Source organism: Dyella psychrodurans (assembly GCF_003363265.1).
GTDB lineage: Bacteria > Pseudomonadota > Gammaproteobacteria > Xanthomonadales > Rhodanobacteraceae > Dyella_B > Dyella_B psychrodurans.
In genome coordinates, this window is sequence record NZ_QRBF01000008.1 from 68,780 (window position 1) to 86,444 (window position 17,665).

General features: G+C 48.9%; 21 protein-coding genes. 13 read left to right on the plus strand and 8 right to left on the minus strand.

The window, feature by feature from the left end; translation table 11 throughout:
- The first annotated feature begins 251 nt into the window (after positions 1 to 251).
- Both DWU99_RS18075 and DWU99_RS18080 read left to right on the plus strand, forming a co-directional pair.
- Positions 252 to 866, plus strand: coding sequence for a hypothetical protein (locus DWU99_RS18075; RefSeq protein WP_115479487.1), 615 nt, complete (start codon positions 252 to 254; stop codon positions 864 to 866).
- A gap of 108 nt (positions 867 to 974) precedes the next feature.
- A complete protein-coding gene (locus DWU99_RS18080; protein WP_115479488.1) occupies positions 975 to 1,889 on the plus strand; it encodes a hypothetical protein in 915 nt (304 codons plus the stop codon).
- 56 nt (positions 1,890 to 1,945) lie between these two features.
- Here the strand turns inward: DWU99_RS18080 and DWU99_RS18085 are convergent, their stop codons facing one another.
- From DWU99_RS18085 to DWU99_RS18095, 3 genes are read right to left on the minus strand one after another with little or no spacing between them, the layout of a single operon-like run.
- The gene (locus tag DWU99_RS18085) at positions 1,946 to 2,929 is read right to left on the minus strand and encodes a reverse transcriptase family protein (protein WP_115479489.1); all 984 of its coding nucleotides are present in this window, start codon (positions 2,927 to 2,929) and stop codon (positions 1,946 to 1,948) included.
- Positions 2,904 to 3,200: a helix-turn-helix domain-containing protein gene (locus DWU99_RS21465; RefSeq protein WP_115479490.1), complete on the minus strand. Its 297-nt coding sequence runs from the start codon at positions 3,198 to 3,200 to the stop codon at positions 2,904 to 2,906. Before DWU99_RS21465 ends, DWU99_RS18085 begins: the two co-directional genes overlap by 26 nt.
- A gap of 52 nt (positions 3,201 to 3,252) precedes the next feature.
- Positions 3,253 to 3,486 (minus strand): hypothetical protein, encoded by a 234-nt coding sequence (locus DWU99_RS18095; protein WP_115479491.1) that lies wholly within the window; start codon positions 3,484 to 3,486, stop codon positions 3,253 to 3,255.
- Between the two features lie 1,354 nt (positions 3,487 to 4,840).
- Between DWU99_RS18095 and DWU99_RS18100 the strand changes: the two genes are divergently transcribed.
- The 6 genes from DWU99_RS18100 to DWU99_RS18125 all read left to right on the plus strand — a co-directional run bounded on the left by DWU99_RS18100 (position 4,841) and on the right by DWU99_RS18125 (position 9,306).
- Positions 4,841 to 5,407 carry a recombinase family protein gene (locus DWU99_RS18100; RefSeq protein ID WP_115479492.1) on the plus strand — a complete coding sequence of 189 codons (567 nt, stop codon included), beginning with the start codon at positions 4,841 to 4,843 and terminating at the stop codon, positions 5,405 to 5,407.
- A gap of 92 nt (positions 5,408 to 5,499) precedes the next feature.
- Entirely contained in the window at positions 5,500 to 6,420 is a 921-nt protein-coding gene (locus DWU99_RS18105; RefSeq protein WP_115479493.1) for a restriction endonuclease, read from the plus strand.
- A 105-nt stretch (positions 6,421 to 6,525) separates the two neighbouring features.
- On the plus strand, positions 6,526 to 7,071 hold the full coding sequence (locus tag DWU99_RS20865; protein ID WP_147292964.1) for a hypothetical protein: 546 nt from the start codon (positions 6,526 to 6,528) through the stop codon (positions 7,069 to 7,071).
- 26 nt (positions 7,072 to 7,097) lie between these two features.
- Positions 7,098 to 7,514, plus strand: coding sequence for a DUF6896 domain-containing protein (locus DWU99_RS18115; RefSeq protein WP_147292965.1), 417 nt, complete (start codon positions 7,098 to 7,100; stop codon positions 7,512 to 7,514).
- Between the two features lie 94 nt (positions 7,515 to 7,608).
- Positions 7,609 to 8,076, plus strand: a complete 468-nt coding sequence (locus DWU99_RS18120) for a PDDEXK-like family protein (RefSeq protein WP_115479496.1) — start codon at positions 7,609 to 7,611, stop codon at positions 8,074 to 8,076.
- 141 nt (positions 8,077 to 8,217) lie between these two features.
- Positions 8,218 to 9,306, plus strand: a complete 1,089-nt coding sequence (locus DWU99_RS18125) for an RES family NAD+ phosphorylase (RefSeq protein ID WP_158543350.1) — start codon at positions 8,218 to 8,220, stop codon at positions 9,304 to 9,306.
- 127 nt (positions 9,307 to 9,433) lie between these two features.
- Here DWU99_RS18125 and DWU99_RS18130 read toward each other — a convergent pair whose 3' ends face one another.
- From DWU99_RS18130 to DWU99_RS18140, 3 genes are read right to left on the minus strand one after another with little or no spacing between them, the layout of a single operon-like run.
- A complete protein-coding gene (locus DWU99_RS18130) occupies positions 9,434 to 10,264 on the minus strand; it encodes an energy transducer TonB (protein WP_233511208.1) in 831 nt (276 codons plus the stop codon).
- 35 nt (positions 10,265 to 10,299) lie between these two features.
- On the minus strand, positions 10,300 to 10,803 hold the full coding sequence (locus DWU99_RS18135) for a hypothetical protein (RefSeq protein WP_115479498.1): 504 nt from the start codon (positions 10,801 to 10,803) through the stop codon (positions 10,300 to 10,302).
- 43 nt (positions 10,804 to 10,846) lie between these two features.
- Positions 10,847 to 11,296, minus strand: coding sequence for a hypothetical protein (locus DWU99_RS18140; protein ID WP_115479499.1), 450 nt, complete (start codon positions 11,294 to 11,296; stop codon positions 10,847 to 10,849).
- A gap of 434 nt (positions 11,297 to 11,730) precedes the next feature.
- Here DWU99_RS18140 and DWU99_RS18145 point away from each other — a divergent pair, with 434 nt between their 5' ends.
- The 4 genes from DWU99_RS18145 (at position 11,731) to DWU99_RS20870 (ending at position 15,185) form a co-directional block, all read left to right on the plus strand.
- Entirely contained in the window at positions 11,731 to 12,021 is a 291-nt protein-coding gene (locus DWU99_RS18145) for a helix-turn-helix domain-containing protein (RefSeq protein ID WP_115479598.1), read from the plus strand.
- Between the two features lie 1,098 nt (positions 12,022 to 13,119).
- On the plus strand, positions 13,120 to 13,431 hold the full coding sequence (locus DWU99_RS21470) for a helix-turn-helix transcriptional regulator (RefSeq protein ID WP_115479500.1): 312 nt from the start codon (positions 13,120 to 13,122) through the stop codon (positions 13,429 to 13,431).
- A 175-nt stretch (positions 13,432 to 13,606) separates the two neighbouring features.
- Positions 13,607 to 14,386 (plus strand): hypothetical protein, encoded by a 780-nt coding sequence (locus DWU99_RS18155; RefSeq protein ID WP_115479501.1) that lies wholly within the window; start codon positions 13,607 to 13,609, stop codon positions 14,384 to 14,386.
- A 151-nt stretch (positions 14,387 to 14,537) separates the two neighbouring features.
- Positions 14,538 to 15,185 (plus strand): hypothetical protein, encoded by a 648-nt coding sequence (locus DWU99_RS20870; RefSeq protein WP_147292966.1) that lies wholly within the window; start codon positions 14,538 to 14,540, stop codon positions 15,183 to 15,185.
- A gap of 517 nt (positions 15,186 to 15,702) precedes the next feature.
- Here the strand turns inward: DWU99_RS20870 and DWU99_RS21365 are convergent.
- Positions 15,703 to 15,837: a hypothetical protein gene (locus DWU99_RS21365; RefSeq protein ID WP_267897545.1), complete on the minus strand. Its 135-nt coding sequence runs from the start codon at positions 15,835 to 15,837 to the stop codon at positions 15,703 to 15,705.
- A gap of 207 nt (positions 15,838 to 16,044) precedes the next feature.
- Between DWU99_RS21365 and DWU99_RS18165 the strand changes: the two genes are divergently transcribed.
- Positions 16,045 to 16,704 (plus strand): DUF6988 family protein, encoded by a 660-nt coding sequence (locus tag DWU99_RS18165; RefSeq protein WP_147292967.1) that lies wholly within the window; start codon positions 16,045 to 16,047, stop codon positions 16,702 to 16,704.
- Between the two features lie 129 nt (positions 16,705 to 16,833).
- Here DWU99_RS18165 and DWU99_RS18170 read toward each other — a convergent pair whose 3' ends face one another.
- Positions 16,834 to 17,646, minus strand: coding sequence for a DUF6602 domain-containing protein (locus tag DWU99_RS18170; RefSeq protein WP_115479504.1), 813 nt, complete (start codon positions 17,644 to 17,646; stop codon positions 16,834 to 16,836).
- Positions 17,647 to 17,665 lie beyond the last annotated feature (19 nt).

Below are 17,665 nucleotides of genomic sequence, written 5' to 3' on the forward strand. Positions count from 1 at the left end.
AGGCTTGATCTTGCCCATGCCCCCCCCTTTTACTTCAATACCACTAGTTGGCCATCAGCGCACGGAAAAGCAGCCCAGTATCATGGTTGTGCGACCTTCGATGAACTTCTTGGAAAACTCAAAGAGATTGAAAGTGTCTTAGGGGCCAGAGACAGACTTTAGTTCCTGCCGCCGCCGAAGGGATTTGCTAAATGCAGTTCGATGCCGAGATATAAACGACACCAACAATAATGATTTAGGGGGAGACCAAAGTGAGCGAAGAAAAAGATATCAATGAAGAAATTGAGCGTCTGAGGAAAGAACTCGAGCGAAAGGAACGAAATCAGCGCGCCGCGAGACTTCGAGCAGCGACTACTACCATGTTCGTAGCTATAGCGGGTCTTGTTCTTTCCACATCGCTCTTATTTGGTACGTTGAAAAATAAACCTCTACGCATCCCAGCCGAACCCAACACAGATTCCCTCAACACTTTGCGAGCTAACCTCGCAATGCTGCAGGATAGAGTTGCAAAGCTGGATCAACTTACAAAGGCAGCATATTTAACGGCACCGTCCGCGGATACTTCGACTGAGCAGAGACGTCTAGCCGCTGAAGTAGTATCTCTAAATGATCGCATGACCAAGATTGAGGATGCTATTTCAGAGAGCCCAGAGAAAGCCCTCTCAATTCCATTGCTACGTAAAGATGTTGAAGACACTTCAAAGCGGTTAGGAGACTATCGAGACGCCACTCGTGCGGACATTGATCGCCTGTACGAGTTACAGAAATGGATACTTGGCGGTATAGGAGTGTTTCTCCTCACTGCTATAGGCTGGGCTGCATCTATGATTTATAAATCCCTTCCGGGCAATAAAAGTGACATCTGATCCGGTTTACCCATAATTTCGAGACCTTGAACCCGCAAGAACCCGAACGACCAACGCTCGCAGAATATTGTTCAAAATCGCCGTGATCACCCGAGGAATGCAGATAGCATGGAACGCATTTACAACGTCTTCCTCTTCTTCGAAAACGACATCTGCTCCATAGTCAGCTATTTCGCTCACGATCACGTCGGCAGCGACTCGGACGGCGTGGCAATGCTTAAAACGTCCGTGAATCGTGACCTCCTAAACGCTGTGAAGGTTACTTTGAAAACGCCATTCACACGTGATGAATTTCATGCAAAGTGCCGCCTCGGGATAGGTCACCACCTATATGACGAAGCATTCGCCGCGCTAGGAGCGAGCGCATCACCACTATTTGTTACTACCCCAGTAGTCAACGGAACTCTATTCTTCAATCACCCCATAGAACACGGCGATATCGACATTTACGACCTCGCCCCAAAGGAAGGAAAAAATCGCCAAATGGTCGATTGGCTGGTGAAATATGCAACCCCAAAGGGGATAGAGCTTTCTCAACTTATCCATGATGACTACTTTCAATCCATCAAACTCACCTTCAATGCAGGACTCTATGTGTCCGCTATGAAGCTACTTGTATCTTGCATAGACAGCATTGCTTATATCGAATATGGAAATGAAAAGAAGTTCACGCCGTTTACAAAATGGTTAGACACCTATGCAGATCTCCTGCCGCTTGGCATTACATCAGCCGAACTATGGGAGCTCCGTAACGGCATCCTTCACATGACCAATATCAATTCCTCAAAAGTTCGCGACAATAAAATTAGACGCATTTCGTTTCGAGTGGGCGGCCCTCCAGATTACCCTAGAGAATCGGACGGCGTTTATTACTTTGACTTCTTGGACCTAATTAGAGCCTTCGCGGATGCACAGGCTCGCTGGCTAGCCAGCTATAACGCCAACACCGAAAAATTCGCCAAATTTGTAGAGCGCTACGATGAGACTATCTCTGATAGTCGCATCTCACTGACCCGGCTTTGATCTAGCAGGGCATGCTTCAACAATCGTCACATTGGAGCCTCACGCCCCCTTCAAACCTACTTATCATGAAGTGCAAGAGTAGTCAGCAGCTTAATCCGGACACGCAAGGCTCGGATTCTATTTTTCAACTCGTTTCCTTGCACGACATGCAATTGAGCTAACCTCGCCACTCTTCCCGACACGCTGTTCAACTTTGCCATAAGCTCCTTCGGCATATTGACTTGAGCCACTTCAAGCTCGAGTTGATGCACCGCTGCGCGGATTGCCTTGCGCTCTCCCAAGGATAAAGCGGCCCGCTTGTTGACCATGAGCTTAGTTGCTCTCATCGGTGCGTGGGCTCGCTGGATTTCCTGCTTCTTTCGCTTCGGCCTAAGTCCGTTCGCAGCCATAAGGCCATAGACTTTTCCGATGCATTCGCTCAATTGCTCCTTATCGAGCCCCTCCCTCGAAGATACAGTCACATCATCAACATATCTTGAGTAGACGATCCCGCGACTTTTAAGATCTTCATAGAGCCGCCACTCTTGCTTCCAAAAAACTAAGTTAGCTAGATATGAGCTAGTAATAGCTCCTTGAGGAAGGGAACCATCCTTAGTGCAAAGGGAGGTCAGCAGTCGCGAAACTTCTGGTGCAAAGTTAAAGAACCCTTGCCATATTGAGTAGACCACGTCGGCCGTCACGCTGGGAAAAAAGTCTTTGATGTCTTCGCAAACTACAATCTTCGCCCCTGCATGGAAGGAGGCGTTCTTAATCGCATCCTTGCCCTTGAGGCTGCCAGTCAAGTAATCTGGAAATGAAACGTGTGCAAAGACGCGAAGCTTGAGCCTTTCATGCACGAGCTTGAGAGGATAAAGCGCATCATATGGCTGCCTTACGGAACCATCTGGCTTAAGGATAGGATTCGCGAGGCGATATAGGTTATTTGAGTTCGCTGCCAACGCCTTTAAGGCGCTGGGCGATACAGCCAATACCTTGGACAGACTGGCACATGACTGGACGGGGCTGTATTTGTAATTAGGCCGACTTGCTAGCTGGACCATTGAGTAAATCCAGCGCGGTTACGGCCAAACGACCTGCGAGCTCTTGATCAATACCCTTAAGCTCCCCCCGCTCAGCACCAAGGAAGAATAAAATCTCGACTGGCACTCGCAGTGCGCTCGCGATCTTCTCGATAGTCGACAGGGTCGGATCTCTCTTGGAATTCTCCACCATGGAGAGATAAGAGACAGAACATCCAGCCACTTTAGCCAGCTCAGCCAGACTAAGCTTCCGCTTAGTCCGGCACATTTGGATTGCACTGCCCAAGTTCACTTTGTATCTCCAAACATGAAAGGCTTGTTGCGTCTTATCGGCCCCATCCTCATCAGCGCATCAGATCAGTGATATTTGTCACTACACGAATCACCTTTCCAATCAGTTCCAGCACACGATCCCCCCAATCCAGCGCGGCGAGACATTTCGAACGTTTTCCTTCCTGTTCTAGTGCAGCAACTACTGTGTTGATTTCTTCGATTACGCTAGTGTCGAGTTGGCCTCGGTAGGCATCGCGTAGCTCTATGAGCAAACGGACGCTGCTTTCCTTGATATGGCTATCCATATGGATAACTCCTTCAACGGGCAACATTACCCGCCGTCGTTAGCAATGAGCCGGAAGGAGCCAACCCGACACAACAAGCCAATCACCATTTCTAACGCTTCAGAACGCCGTCGCCGTCTCAAACCGCTACGAACCACGTTCTTAGGACGAAGGACTGCAACTCATCCCTGCCTGCGAAATAGCTTCACCAATGGATCGTGAAGCGCCCGAAGTACCAACCGGGCCGATTAGCTAGCTCTTTGCTACCAATAAAGAAGTCAGTGCCCATCAAATAGAGCCCGACCGCGCGGTAACGCTCGGCCTTGGAAAGAACATTATCCTTTCAGGAGCAACTTGTCAATAATTTTCACTGACAGTGAAATTTCTTTGGAATGCCTTGGCGCCTGACCCGCCCCCTGAAGCAAAAAAGGGGTGCCGACGAAATGTCGACACCCCTTCCTAGCTTTACCTGTTTCAAGGCTTCTTATGGTATGGGGTCTGGGACAGAGCAGATGCCGCCGCCCTCTTATCCAACTTGCTGGACTTGGGGTTGGACAACACCTTGCTTGCCGCCGAGGCCGCCTTACGACCCGTCTGTTTAGGATTTTTACGAATTGGCATAGTGATCTCCGTGGAAATCAATTTAGACGCGTCAACCCGCCAACCACCAGCACCCGGTCTGGCGCCCCCAATGGGGGGGCGCCAGTTTCTCCGTCAGGAGCTCGGGGGAGAGCGGAAATGTGCGCATACGTGCTCCAGACGCTCAAGGCGACGGCGCAAGTAAGCGTGCACAAACACGCTCTTGTTGCTGGTAGTCATAAAGTCGACTCCGTAAAAAGCAACACGGAAACCAGCGCTACGGATTCGTGGACATAAACAAATGGTTGATAAGTTAGTAAACCATTTGTTGACAACATTCGGCGCAGTGTTGCATTCTTCCAATCGCGTAGTACTAGGAAGTGCAACTTTCTTACGCTGAATTTTGGTACATCCACTGATTCCGCCTAGCTGAACTCGCTCCCGTGCCGGAGTTTCGTTCAGTGCTGGACCTAACACAGCACCTTAACAGGAAGTGTGAACTTTCTGTGGTGGGTTTGTGCCCATATTCACGTTAATGAAAAGTCGTAGGGATGTAAAGTCCCTCCGGCTTTTTTTTTGCGTCTGGGCATCCCCTACCCCTATCGCTGGGGTTCAGCAGGATCGCCGCACCCAAGATAGCGGCCTTAGGACGGTCACACCTTCTGTGCCATCGCAGCCTCCTTTTGGCCGATAGCCGACAACCCCTTCCAAAATGTATAGGTTCCGATAGCCCCTCGAAGGGCTACCAAAACTCCTATCAAATTGATATTATCAAATCATCTAAAGAGATTTGATAATGACTACTGCTGTAGTTGGGTATGCCCGGGGCAGTACTACGGGTCAATCGTTAGACGTCCAGCTCGACAAGCTCAAGGCGTACGGCTGCACACGGGTCTTCGCAGAAAAGAGATCCGGCAGGCAGGCAGATAGCCGCCCGGAGCTTCAGAGCTGCCTAGCATTCCTTCGAGAGGGGGATACGCTGGTTATCTCGAGGCTAGACCGTATGGCTCGTTCTATTCTCGACCTAGCCAAGATCGTCGATCAGTTCAAAAAGAAAGGTATCGCCCTGAAGGTCCTCGACCAAGCAATTGATACGGGCACATCTGAGGGCATGCTGATGTTTAGCTTGCTCGGGGCATTTGCTCAGTTCGAAAACGATATTAGGGCCGAGAGACAGATGGATGGTATTACGAAGGCCAAGGAGAAAGGAGTCGCATTTGGCCGTAAACGCGCACTCACACCTGAGCAATGCGAACGGATCAAGATTCTCCGTGCTGAAGAAAATTTCTCAGTCCCTCAGTTGGCAGACCGATTCAATGTAGGAGCAGCCACGGTATATCGTGCCCTGCAAAGCTCGGTCTAGCTGGCGAGCATCAAAAGCTGACAACGTTGGACCCGTGTTGGTAGGTTGAGAACACTTCCTACGTCACCCCTGCTAATTGGATCAACGTTCCAATGACCAAACGTCTTGCTCCCGCAGCCATCGTTGCACTCAAAGAGGCGCTATGCGCGGTCTATTGGTACAAGGCGGATCTTCGTAGCTTTTTACAGCAATGCCTAAGTAATCCTATTGTCCTCGCGAGATTGAACTGGGATAGCTATAAACGACAAATTGTTTCCGATTTGGTCGATCTTCTGGTGACCAATCAAGAATCCCACTTGGGAGACTTAACCCGCCTGTGCAGCGAAGTCTGCGGGATCTCAAGCTTCGAGCACCTTCTACAGCTTGAGGGCGGGGTACAAAAGTCCGAGCGCGCGAAGGCAGCAGTATCACAACTTCGCACGCTTCTCACACCTCACCAAGAAGCTCAAAAACAGGCCGATGAAATCGTCGAGCGCCAAAAGCGAGCGTCTGAAAAGCTACGCGCAAATGTCGCAGTTAGGCAGAAGCTAGAAGATATCAAAAGCCGCTACATGGCTCTGGTGGTCTCTCAAAACGTTCAAGCTCGTGGATATGAGCTTGAGCGCATCATGTACGACCTATTTGAACTATTCGACCTAGATCCCAAGGCTTCATTCCGCAACACCGGTGAACAAATAGACGGAGCATTTTCTCTGGACGGCACCGACTACTTATTCGAAGCGAAGTGGCAGCAGCAACTTGTAAACACGTCTGAGCTTGATGCCTTCGCTGGAAAGGTACGCCGAAAACTTGAGAACACGTTAGGCGCCTTTCTTTCCATTAACGGGTTTTCACAAGACGGTGTAACTCTTCACTCAGCCAGCGGAGCGGTGATGCTTCTCATGGATGGTGCCGATTTGATGGCGATCCTTGAAGAACGCATTGACTTCATAAGTTTGCTACTTAGAAAAAAGCGCCACGCTGCTCAGACCGGCAACATCTATCTGCAATTCCACCAGATGGCTTCTGCATAGAGTTATGATCCGCGCTGGCACGGATAGCATGCCCTCTTGCCGAAAAGTTGCTTTCCAGCGAATTCCAATCTCTCGGTCAAATTTTCACCTACAGGGGTTTTATACATGCAGTTCGATGTCGCTGGCCCGTTCGAAATTGCTCGCCATGGAAAGAAGCGAAACATAACTAAGGAATCCCTCCCTCAACTGTTACTTGATCTCGAAGAGTGGGAACAAGGACTCTCTGAGTCGTGCGGATGTTATGTCTTTGGCAAACGTGCAGGCAGTGGAATAACGCCATGGTATGTAGGGCAGGCGTGTAGACGGCCGATGCTCAAAGAAGCACTCAATTCCGACAACTTAGCCAAGTACAACCGTGTTCTTGATGACGACAAGGGTACGCCATTGCTCTTCGTCATTCCGGCGCGCACGCCAACCGGCAAGTTGCGGCGGCGTCCAGAAAACAGTGGTTTGTCTTCGCTCGACTTTCTAGAACGTTGGCTGATCGCAGCAGCAATAGAAAAGAACCCCGAGTTGATTAATAACAGGGAAACTAAGTTCCTTCGTGAACTGCACGTAGTAGGGATCTTCAATGCGAAACAGGGTGAGAACACCGCAGCGTCCAATAACCTAAGAAAGGCGCTTTGGCGGGAACATAAACGACTACCCTAGGGTTCATCTGGCCCATGCAAGTGACTATGGACTCACGTCTTCTAAACCTAGTCCGCGAGTATCAATTTGCGGCAAAGGCAGCGATAGACCTGATGGTCCAATCAGGTATCTCGTTGCCATCAAGTAATCGCGCTTGGTCGATGAATGACGTGCCCAATATCGGCGTACTTGCACGAGGCATTCGTTATCGAAAGCATGGCTACGGCTGCGAAGTATTTTTACCGGACATCGCGATCGATTTCGACTTTGGCGACCACGGAGAGTACGACGGGTTTGATCTATGGCGTATCCGTATCTTTGCCGGGGAGCGACTCACCCAATTTGGGATTTCGTCCGGGGAGGAGCTTGACGGACTGTTCAAAGAGGCCGTGCGAACGGGTGCCCTAGTCCAATCTAATGGCACGCTCTACTACCTTCGTCACCGTCCTTTCGGGATCATCTGAACTGCCTTCAAGAACGGGTTCGTACAGATGTTCAAGGTCACAGTAGGTAGCTAGATGGCGGAAATGCACGGGCCACACAACGGGGGAGGCAGGGATGAGCATTTCTTTCAGGCATAGCGCGGGCTTCGGCAAACGAATCGAGTACTGGATTGTGGGACTAATGCTCAAGAGTGGTTTGGATGTTTACCTGCCGCTGGTCGATGACGATGCAATCGATGCAGTAATAAAGCGTCCAGATGGCTCTTTCATCGAAGTGCAGATAAAAGCTCGATCCAAGACTGCAAACTTTGGCGATGGGGCACTGTTTGCCGCAATAACGCACGATTCCAGACCGAACTATTGGTTCATCTTTTACTCCGAGCGTATGGACAAGTTATGGGTATTGTCCTCCGAAGAGTTCATTGCCGAGGCTTCGCAGAACAAAAACGGAAAAAATATTGGAAAGCGCAGTATTTGGTTCAATGGTCGTCGAAAGAACGTTCAGACCGGCGAGCCAGAAGAGTATGCCAAGGAGCGATATTCAAAATACGAGTGCCCCGACTTTTCTCGTCTACTTGAGTGAGAAAAGCGAATACAATTTCAGTCAGATTGAAAATATCACTATCACCACGGAGCTGCGTCGGAGTCAAAAATGGATCTTCACTCGGAAGATAACGTTACTGAGCCGCTTTGTAGCGAATGCTTCGCGAACTACGGACTCCGCATGGAGGCACAGGAGCTATCCAAAACTCCTGTCAGAGATAACTGTAAGTATTGCGGTGCGTCCACGGGTTACGTGATTGACCCACAAGTTGCTGAAGAATTAATGCACAAATTCTTCGTGCGCGGGTCAATTCCTCCGGAGGTAGGTGGCCCTGCACCTATTTTCCAATTCAATAGGTACCATCATGTAGGGGAGGTTACCTTCGCTACCGAGTTAGACAGTGATTTGGAGCGCCTTAGCACCCTACTTGGCGTTGGACTTTTTCACTACGGCCCACCGCTTTGGAGGCTTGGGTATACAAACTATTACCAAACTCTTCGTGGTCACTCAGGCGTGCCTATCCAAGGCGAAGAACGTGAACGGATCTTCCACGACATCATTCGCAGGTGCGGCGCAACGGATCTGGAACCTGAGAAAGATCTGATCTTCCGAGTTAGAAAAGGTGAAGGACTTGCTCCTGCCCTTGCGTCCGAGTTTGATTCGCCGCCGATAGGAAAGGATACGTCTGGAAGATATGAAAGTCCGGGTTTCCCAATTTTCTACGGCGCAGATGATGTCGAGACGTGTCTGCACGAATCGAGGGTGACACTCTCAGATTCGATAGCAGTTGCAACATTCAGTCCTTCCAAGGAGTTAAAGGTACTGGATCTTGATGACGGCATCGACGATTCGTCAGCATCAAACCCGTTCGATAGAGTGGACATCCTCTTACGCAGGCTGGCATATGCCGGCAAACACGACTACGACTTGTGCCGAGAGCTAGCGGCTATGATCTACGCGCAGGGGTACGACGGGTTTTTCTTTACCAGCTACTTTGGACAGGCACACAAAAAACGACTACGAAATATTGCGCTGTTTGGGCACCCTGTCTCTGACGGAAAGCTTTTGCTAAAGTCGGTTAATCGAGTTCGATTGCTTCACGTAGGGTACGAGTTCGAATTTGGACCGCATAACGACACAGCTTTGCCAATCGACAAAGAGAAAATTGATGCTTTGGCAGAAAAAATGGTAGATGGGTCGATCAGTCCCAGTGAAGCTGCAAAAGCCTTGAATGATCTTATAGGTCACAAGTCATCTGGTCCTCGCTGATTTGGATAGCGTCATTTGTACGCCCCCGCCTATTGACCTTGAACCCGCTGTCTTGGTGAGCCGGAAATCAGGAACCTCGAAAAAACTCAAACTTGAAACTATCCTAGGCTGATCACGTTTCCTGCGGTCATTGTTGTGGAACTAGTGGCTGCGGTTTCTTTTGAAGATCGAAATTTACGGGTACTTGAAACGCAGCTATCGCGGGTTCATTGGTTCCTGCGCATACAACAGGACCAAAGGACCAACGCGAAGCCGCCTCGAGCGCGGCCCGGTCTAGCTCACGATAGCCGCTGCTTTCATAAACTTTAGCGTCTCGTATAGTGCCGTCCGAGTTCAAAAGGATTTGCAGTTTGGTCGTGCCCACATGACGCTGTCTGAGCGATTGAGGTGGCATCGCTGGAGCGGGCGTGGAGCGACGGACAATCACAGGTTTGCAATGTGGCGGGTTTGCGTCAACTACTGCCTTTGACAGGTTTGGATTGTCGCCAGACAAATTGCCTATTGTTTCATTGCGCTGTTCTTCAATCGTCTGATCCAAACTCTCATTACCACTGATATTCAATGTGGTCGATGTCTGGCCCTGTGTAGCCGTCACATCCACATAAATGGTGTGATGGGGTCCCGGCTGGCAATCGACGCCTATAAACTTGCAGCGGTTTTGATTCGCGAAAATCTGGGCGGCTTCGTCTGGATTTTTCGGGCTCAGCCATTCAAGGGCAAATTGCCCTGTCACGTGGTAGGCGGACTCGCCGTTATTCTGCAACACAGGAGTGACTGTGAGCTGTTCCTCGTGAAGGTCATGGAAGTCCATGCCAAACTTCGCCGAAGCCTGTGCAATCACCTGTGCCTTTACAGAGGCTATGTCTGATGCGTCTGATGGACATGAAAAAAGAAGTGTTCCACCGATTACGATAAAGTAACCGGCAGCATTCACGGCCCTACTCTTCAGAGATTTCATCTGGCTTCCCCTGTGATGCTTGCTTCTACTGAAAATTAGATATCGACCTTGGAAACGAGCTTGCTCTTTTGAAGGTCGCCCATCATTCTGGCCAGCTGCTTTGGTGACCCGATATCCCCATTTTCAGAGCAGACCAATGTGGTCGATGATTCCGGCGCATACACCCGGATAACTCGTTCTTCATTGGGCTGCATAACTGCACGATGGAGATCTAGTACCTGATCTACGGAATGGATAAGGCGATCATTCCCATCAAAACCTCCACAACTTGTCTGCCCAACAGCGCGCGGCTCATCGGATGAAAAGTTTTTGATTGTGCAGTCGAAGCCAGAACCGCCTACGAAGCTTCCTTGGTACTTACAAGAGTCGAATCGGGCTACGCCGATGGAAATAAGGTGCGAGGGACCATCGTGGCTGAAGAGAGAGTTATAGCCATATGCCAAGGCTTGGTATCCGTAATACAGCACCGCAACGGCGGTCATGCTTCCCATAAGCCATAGCTGCCAGCGTGGAATTGGTTTGCGAGTCGTCATGTTCATGCAGAAATACCGTTCCTATGGATGCTAACGTCGGTTCATCAGGCTATTCAGGCGTGACTGTTCCATCATCGAGCACGTACTTACCGTGATCCGATACGAGATCGGCGTTGACAGCGAAGTGGAGTTGATCGCCCTGCTTCAAACCGAAGCCAAGACCGCGAACGAATTGCTGTAACTGAAGGATGGAGCCGAGATCATCCCCATGAATGTTCTGTTTGATCTCGCCAAGGATGTCGTTGCCACTCTTCGTCAAGGTAACGGTTGCATTGGCCTTGACTTGGAAGTGCTTTGTATCCGCTACCTGCGATTTATCGATCGAAAGCACGGTGATACTTTCAAGTTTGAACGTATCTGGAGGCAAGTTCATGCCATTGACGGTGACGTGGTCAATGATGGGTTGCGTCAATGCTTGTTGGATATCGCTAGTGGACGGCGTTTGAGCACACGCAGATAACGTAACGATGGCCACAGCGAGGCCGATCTTTCGAGACATATGTCCCCCTGCTGGACATTTCTTAGTGGCTGAAGGCTACTAGTGACTCCGTAGGCCGATGGACTCACCCATAAATGCGGACTTCCGACTGGTGCTTGCACTTAAAACAGTGAAAGTAGCCCGCCGTGAGAATTGATCCCGGACCGGGCTTAGTGGAGATGTTCGTGCTGGAATCTAAGTAACCGCAGTTTTCGCACTTTTTCTTCCAGTGAACGTTCCTGCCGTCTTCCCGTACAATCACCGCACCTGTTGCTCCTGCCATGTCCGCTCCCGATCAAAATTAATCACTAAGGAATACTTAGCTTTAGCCAATACTAAGCATTCCTTAGTATGCGGTCAACCTCGCGACTTGCAGGCTTACTCCCGGACTAATTACGGGAAGTAATGTGCCGCAGCACCGTGAAAAACGCGGAGCACTTACAGCCACCGGTATCGTGGCGAAGCGGCTTCGTCAGGCTCGTGAGACATCTGGCTTGTCTCAGAAGGAGCTTGGCATCAGAGCTGGAATGGACCCATTCGTGGCATCGCCACGGATCAATCAGTACGAACGGGACAAGCACATACCAAATCCAATGGTTCTGGCTCAGCTCGGATTGGTCCTTGATGTGCCGTTACCATACTTCTATGCAGTGGAAGACGACTTGGCTTCCGCCATTGTTGCCTTTCATCGGTCATCCGTGGCTCGGCGTAAGCATGCACTAGAAGTTCTGGGGCACCACCTTTGAGTGTAATTTCAAGCTAGCACAATTTCCTTGCGCGTCGGACTGAAGAACATGGAAGAAAGGCCTCTTTGCCTCTGTCATATTTATGATGTGTTTTTACGGCCGTAAATTTTGACACCTTCCCGACCGGCAAGGAGACTGCGCTAGATGTTGGGAGCGCTTGCTCTGCAGAAATCTTTCTAAAGATTGCTCTGATGCTTCTTCGCTATATAGCGCCCACTTTGATGAGCCATTGGCGCACATATTGCTCACTTTTCTCGCGTTTCCATTTAGCTCTTAGGCTCTCCGCCTGACACCCATCCCATAGGCTCGTTTTTACGTCAGCATAGTCGAGCTTCGGAAAGATAAAAGACGTCTTCCCCCAACTCCACTTAGAAGTACCCGAATCCCCCATACAATAACTTGCTGCCACTAGGTCTGAAGTAACACCACGTATATGTACACCGTCAATTTTGCTGATAGCCATAGTCTTGCCATCAGTGAACTTCAAATTTCTCGCACCGACCTGATATCCCTTCTGGATCGCTAAAAATTACCCCTCCTTGTCATCGCATAGCGTTTCTTTAATAAGAATGTGGAAGTGGCAGCTCTTATCGAATTTTCTTTCGCAGCACGAGCAAAGACGTCCACGCCTCCCCTCCAGCGCCACTTCCATCGCGCGCATCTTCTCTATCGCCAAGTAACTCGTGGGAGGCTAGCGTCGATCAGCACTCTCGCTGTTGCTCTTAGTGACAGCACATCTAATTGCCGCGATTCCGCGTTCCCATCGCCGGTGTTCCGATGATGAATTTCTCCGTCACTCTGCTACGCGCTAGCACGCGGTTGAGTGGATGGTCGATCTATATCTGCCATTTCTAGACACTCACCGACGCCCTTGTACCTAGGCCGCAGCGCCACGGGCCAAAGTCGGCAATTTGATCAACCGAGAAAAGCGTTACCGCGAAGTCTGGTCAGGTAACTCGCCCATTAATTCACGAATAAATCCAGTATCAACGAATAATAATAATTATATTTAGTCATGTTTTTATCAACAAAATCAAAATCTTGCTTAATTACTTTGAAATCGCGATAATGGGTGCACTGTAATGTATAGGAGACAAAATGACAGAACAGACAAACCAATTCAATAATAGATTGATCAGAGCCAATGAGGTCCGATACCTTCTTGGATTAACCCGAACCACCTTTTATAGGCTGCGCCGCAACGGCGTCATTCCTCGTCCGATATATATAGGTCGAGGAGCCTATTGGCTCCTAGGTGAAATCGAAGCAGTTATAGCTTCGTTCTTGGAAGAACGAAATTTACACAATGAGGATCTCTCTACTTCCTCATCGGTGCCTAGCAGACAAAGACGTCCTCAGCTTGTACATGGTCGATCTCGACAAAGAAAAGGAGGTCATATAAGCAGCTAGTACACATACCTACCCATATACATAAATAAGGTCAAATCTATAGATGAAGCCGGGGTCGTGCTCGCCAACACTAGGATCTAGAAAAATTATACAGATCATCAGTTCCATTAGCATGGCAACTTTCTATAACTATGGAAAAATAAAATGATGAATTAAATAACAAGGAATTTTAATTATGAGAAGTTTTAATACATACCCATTATATAAAGAAACAAAAACAAATAATGGTAAAGACAGAAGTGACGTTAAATTATATAACTTACGTAAGCGCTACCATACGAAGGCTCTCATAGAGCAATTTGGTCCATATAGGTTCTTTATAACCTTATCCTTCAATCTTGAGCTCTCGAGAAGAAAGGCTCACGAATACGGCGAAAAATTCGCTCGAAGGCTCATCAAAAAGATCGTCCATAAGCGCTGGCAGTCCAAAGGACTTCTACCCTTGACTGGCATCGTGATCTTCGAAACGGCGGACGTCATTCGTAATAGCACGCGCAAGAATGGTGGTTGGCATCTGCACTTTTTGGTGCACGACTATCCATCACTTCCCAAAGACGATAAGCAAGCCTTAAAAGTCATGACCGATGCCTACTGGACGTCGGCAGAGAGATTGTGGCTGCGAGGTGTCAAAAGAAAAAAGCGTAAACCAATGGACATGCAACTTGTTACAAAAACAAGAGTGCGTCTTGAGAATGGAGATGGAGATATTAAAAAAGCCAAACAGAAAGCTAAAGAGGAAGATCGAAAGAAAGTTCAGCTGGTAACAGATCTAAAGGGCTTGTGCGAATACCTAAGCAAAGAAGCCTGGAAGCCCGAATGGGATTGGGTAGACCGCTTTCTGTATCTCGGCTCTCAAGGGATACAGAGTGAGCCTGATCAGAACCCAGCTCAGAAGTTAGTTTCATTACCTCGCGTGAAGCCGCTGGAGCTATTTCCTGTCCCTCCTAGTGGCTAGGTATAGCCATTGCGGGGTGAGCTCCGTGTGCCGTTTATAACGGTTACACGGCCTAGCTTCGATATACAGACGTTAAACGAATTCGCCAACTCATTTTAGGCGAATGGATAACTTATTGACTAAAAAATACCCAACATAGGAAACATATATTATGAACAATCAAATTAAAAAACTTATTCCCAATGCACGCATTACATGCGTCGAAACCGATCTAAAGTCTTTACTTAGTACGCAAATACATGACCCCGAAAATGAGATCTCTCGACATGGTCCGTACTTAATTCGCGTTGACATTAAATTCCAATCACCATCAGAACATAGACTAGTAAATTTTCTCCAGCACTTAGTCAGCTCGATACACAACCAAGCATGTGAATCTTACGATATCCGTCTTGGGTTTTTCCAAGGGCATCTAATTGTCCAAGATCCAGCAAGGGATGGCACCTTCCCTACTGGGACTTACCTTATCCAGCTGTGGGTCAAGGATCATCCAATATTTTACAGTGACGAGCATCGTGAAAACGCTCAAGTCGCGGCAAGCATGTTTGAGAGTTGCATTGAAAACGCCTTCTACGATCTTAACCAAGGTTCATCGCTCTGGCATGAAGGGATCGGGCTCCACGTTCAGACATTTGAGAAAACCAATTCTTGGCTAAGCTATCAGGTTGAGGCGGCCGCATTGGGTACGCAGATCGGGATGCATGCTTGCTTCGTTGGCCCTGATCTTTTCCAAGTATGCTCAATGGAGCCACTACTCATCTCACCCATAAGTGAAGCGTCGATTTCTCCATCGCGCTAACTGAAGCGACAGCTTGTATGCACGAGGGATGGCTGCTTTCACTTCTACCAAAGTGAAGGCAAACTCGAGCCGGCTCATTCCGCGAGGATCAGCCGGCCTGATGCTCGCCTTCTCGCGAACTGCTAATGACATCTATCGTTTGTAGTCGATTACTTTATGACTAGCTGCCACAAGATGCGGCGAGTATTGCCCTTTCCTTACACGTTAGCTGCCGTCTAACTCGATGTTCAAATCGTAACAGGTGGCGCCCCCATCATTTTGCCAGGTGCCACTGTAGCTCAGCGAGCTATCACCACTGCTTTGAGTCAAAGAGAGGCTAGCGTTAACCTTGCTTCCCCGGACTTTAAAGGGGCCTCTTCCTATGTACAGTGCACCATACTTTTTAGTTGAGCGTTGCCCGAGAATCCCCTCTAGATCTGAGTCACGACAAGAAAATTCGAGAACTACCTCGAGGTCTTCCACTATCCAGCTGGTGACATTGCCTACCCAATGTTCCTCATAGTCTTTGTCAGTGTAATCAAGCCGCAATTTCCCAGGCACCATCGAAATCTCCGTAAAGTGCTTTGTTGAACCCACCTGTCATAACGCGGTAAGCCTTGCTCTCCACATCTTGAATCAGACAAACATTACGCTGGAATTTTTTCGCTGACATCCCATTTCCTATTCAAGGACGGGGCTCGAATGACATATATCTGTCGATGAGAGATATTCGTCGTTAACTTCAACTGTTAGGCCAACAGCGCCAATCTATATATTCCAATAGTCCTCTATCATCTGTGAAATGCTCAGCAAAAGCAGTCCGGTCAACTTTGTGGACGCGTCACCCGTCTACATCGCTGGGCAAAATACGGGGGGTAGCGTGCAAGAAGATGTAGATGTGTTTTTAAGCGCCTGTGAGCGCGCCGATGAATTGGCTGTATGGGCGGCAAACCAACTACATGGACGAGAGGGTCAACCAGGTTTGCGCAATAAGCTAGCGGCCGCAGCTCTCGGGCTGGCGATCGATCTACATGCGACGATGGTTATGCTCGCTAAAAAAGGCGCTTTTAGCGCCATATTCTGTCTCGCAAGATCCATTCTAGAGAGCTATGTAACGGGCTTCTGGCTTTTATATATTGCAAGCGATCAGCAAATAGAGAGCTTCAATAAAGGCAAGACCAGCATCAAGCACAAGCGAGTCTTGATGAATGAAGTCATCGGGCATAAAGCATCGAGAATTACCGACTATAAGCTAAAGGAACTGACAGGACTTTTAGATGGACTTACACATGGCGGTATAAAGCACTTAGCGATGAGGCTTTCCGGCAATTTCTCTGGTGCGATCTACAAGCACCGCTACGTCGCCGGCTTGCTCGACTTGAGCTCATGGATAGCCTGTATGGCAGCAGTTGACGTGATGGTTAAGATCATGGCCGAAAGCGAGCTAGCGGCGTCAATGCATGACAAAGGAAACGAGATATTTTTGCGCAACCGAACGGACAGCGAGTTACCTTACACTTCAAAAGCGCGCCATCGCTGAGATGGCGAACATCAACGTGTTTCGCAATCGACCACCATTGGTTGAATGACGACAAAACTTGCCGCATGGTTCAGTAGTTGAGTTTCCCTCGCTTTGGTCTCTTGCTTAGAGTTTCCAAAAATAGCATCTCTATTTCGAAAGAAGCTCAGCGATTGGCCGCAGTGGATAAAGTGTTGCTATCTGCCTGCAGAATGTTTGATATCGCAAATTGTTTCCACCATCTAAGTTCAGCTTGGCTACTAAAGCAAAGTAAAGCCATAGCAGTCCAAGGCCTGCTTTAGCATCGTCTGGGCCATCTGGCCTGCATAGCTGATAACGGTTTACATTACGATACTGTAAGAAATCGATAGTCGGATTATCGAATTCAAAATAATCAAGGTCACCAGCAATTATGAGACCACGGTCAAGCAGGAGGATATAGTCTGCGAAAGGAGATCCTGCAGCCGCCAACGTAGAACTTAAGCGCTCAAACTGGGTGTCCGCACATTCACCACATACAATGAATGACAGCGGATCCTCTTGATGTGGCTGACCACTGGACACGCCCGCGCTATGTAGCTTTGCTCGCATCTCCAACCAAGCTACCTTACATTTCTGGATTTGCTTAATCGCCCCAGGTAGATCATCGGCCGAATTCTTCACTTGGCCGATGATGGATACGCACGTGTAAGGCACATAATGTTGATCTTGTGCGGCCGGATCTAGTCGAAATGCTTCTTTGTCTTCATATATAAGCACGTCAACTTCGGGGCTACATTGCGAATCAGCTCCATAAAAGTAACCGCTGGCCACTTTACTCGTAGATGGCAAGCTCTCCTCCAAAAGAGCTCTCAGACTCTCCTCAAGCGGACTTCCACTGGCCTTGATATTTCCCGACCGGTGTAAGGCACGCCCTGCAGAGATGCTCGCCAGCATCTTCGCAGCCTTCAGCTCAAACTGCATCGGCAGATTTAGCGCTCCC

Excerpts from the sequence above, each read along its gene's own strand:
- DWU99_RS18080 (WP_115479488.1), top strand. The coding sequence starts at position 975 with ATGGAACGCATTTACAACGTCTTCCTCTTCTTCGAAAACGACATCTGC.
- DWU99_RS18085 (WP_115479489.1), bottom strand. The coding sequence starts at position 2,929 with ATGGTCCAGCTAGCAAGTCGGCCTAATTACAAATACAGCCCCGTCCAG.
- DWU99_RS18095 (WP_115479491.1), bottom strand. The coding sequence starts at position 3,486 with ATGGATAGCCATATCAAGGAAAGCAGCGTCCGTTTGCTCATAGAGCTA.
- DWU99_RS18100 (WP_115479492.1), top strand. The coding sequence starts at position 4,841 with ATGACTACTGCTGTAGTTGGGTATGCCCGGGGCAGTACTACGGGTCAA.
- DWU99_RS18105 (WP_115479493.1), top strand. The coding sequence starts at position 5,500 with ATGACCAAACGTCTTGCTCCCGCAGCCATCGTTGCACTCAAAGAGGCG.
- DWU99_RS20865 (WP_147292964.1), top strand. The coding sequence starts at position 6,526 with ATGCAGTTCGATGTCGCTGGCCCGTTCGAAATTGCTCGCCATGGAAAG.
- DWU99_RS18115 (WP_147292965.1), top strand. The coding sequence starts at position 7,098 with ATGGACTCACGTCTTCTAAACCTAGTCCGCGAGTATCAATTTGCGGCA.
- DWU99_RS18120 (WP_115479496.1), top strand. The coding sequence starts at position 7,609 with ATGAGCATTTCTTTCAGGCATAGCGCGGGCTTCGGCAAACGAATCGAG.
- DWU99_RS18125 (WP_158543350.1), top strand. The coding sequence starts at position 8,218 with ATGGAGGCACAGGAGCTATCCAAAACTCCTGTCAGAGATAACTGTAAG.
- DWU99_RS18130 (WP_233511208.1), bottom strand. The coding sequence starts at position 10,264 with ATGAAATCTCTGAAGAGTAGGGCCGTGAATGCTGCCGGTTACTTTATC.
- DWU99_RS18135 (WP_115479498.1), bottom strand. The coding sequence starts at position 10,803 with ATGAACATGACGACTCGCAAACCAATTCCACGCTGGCAGCTATGGCTT.
- DWU99_RS18140 (WP_115479499.1), bottom strand. The coding sequence starts at position 11,296 with ATGTCTCGAAAGATCGGCCTCGCTGTGGCCATCGTTACGTTATCTGCG.
- DWU99_RS21470 (WP_115479500.1), top strand. The coding sequence starts at position 13,120 with ATGACAGAACAGACAAACCAATTCAATAATAGATTGATCAGAGCCAAT.
- DWU99_RS18155 (WP_115479501.1), top strand. The coding sequence starts at position 13,607 with ATGAGAAGTTTTAATACATACCCATTATATAAAGAAACAAAAACAAAT.
- DWU99_RS20870 (WP_147292966.1), top strand. The coding sequence starts at position 14,538 with ATGAACAATCAAATTAAAAAACTTATTCCCAATGCACGCATTACATGC.
- DWU99_RS21365 (WP_267897545.1), bottom strand. The coding sequence starts at position 15,837 with ATGTCAGCGAAAAAATTCCAGCGTAATGTTTGTCTGATTCAAGATGTG.
- DWU99_RS18170 (WP_115479504.1), bottom strand. The coding sequence starts at position 17,646 with ATGCAGTTTGAGCTGAAGGCTGCGAAGATGCTGGCGAGCATCTCTGCA.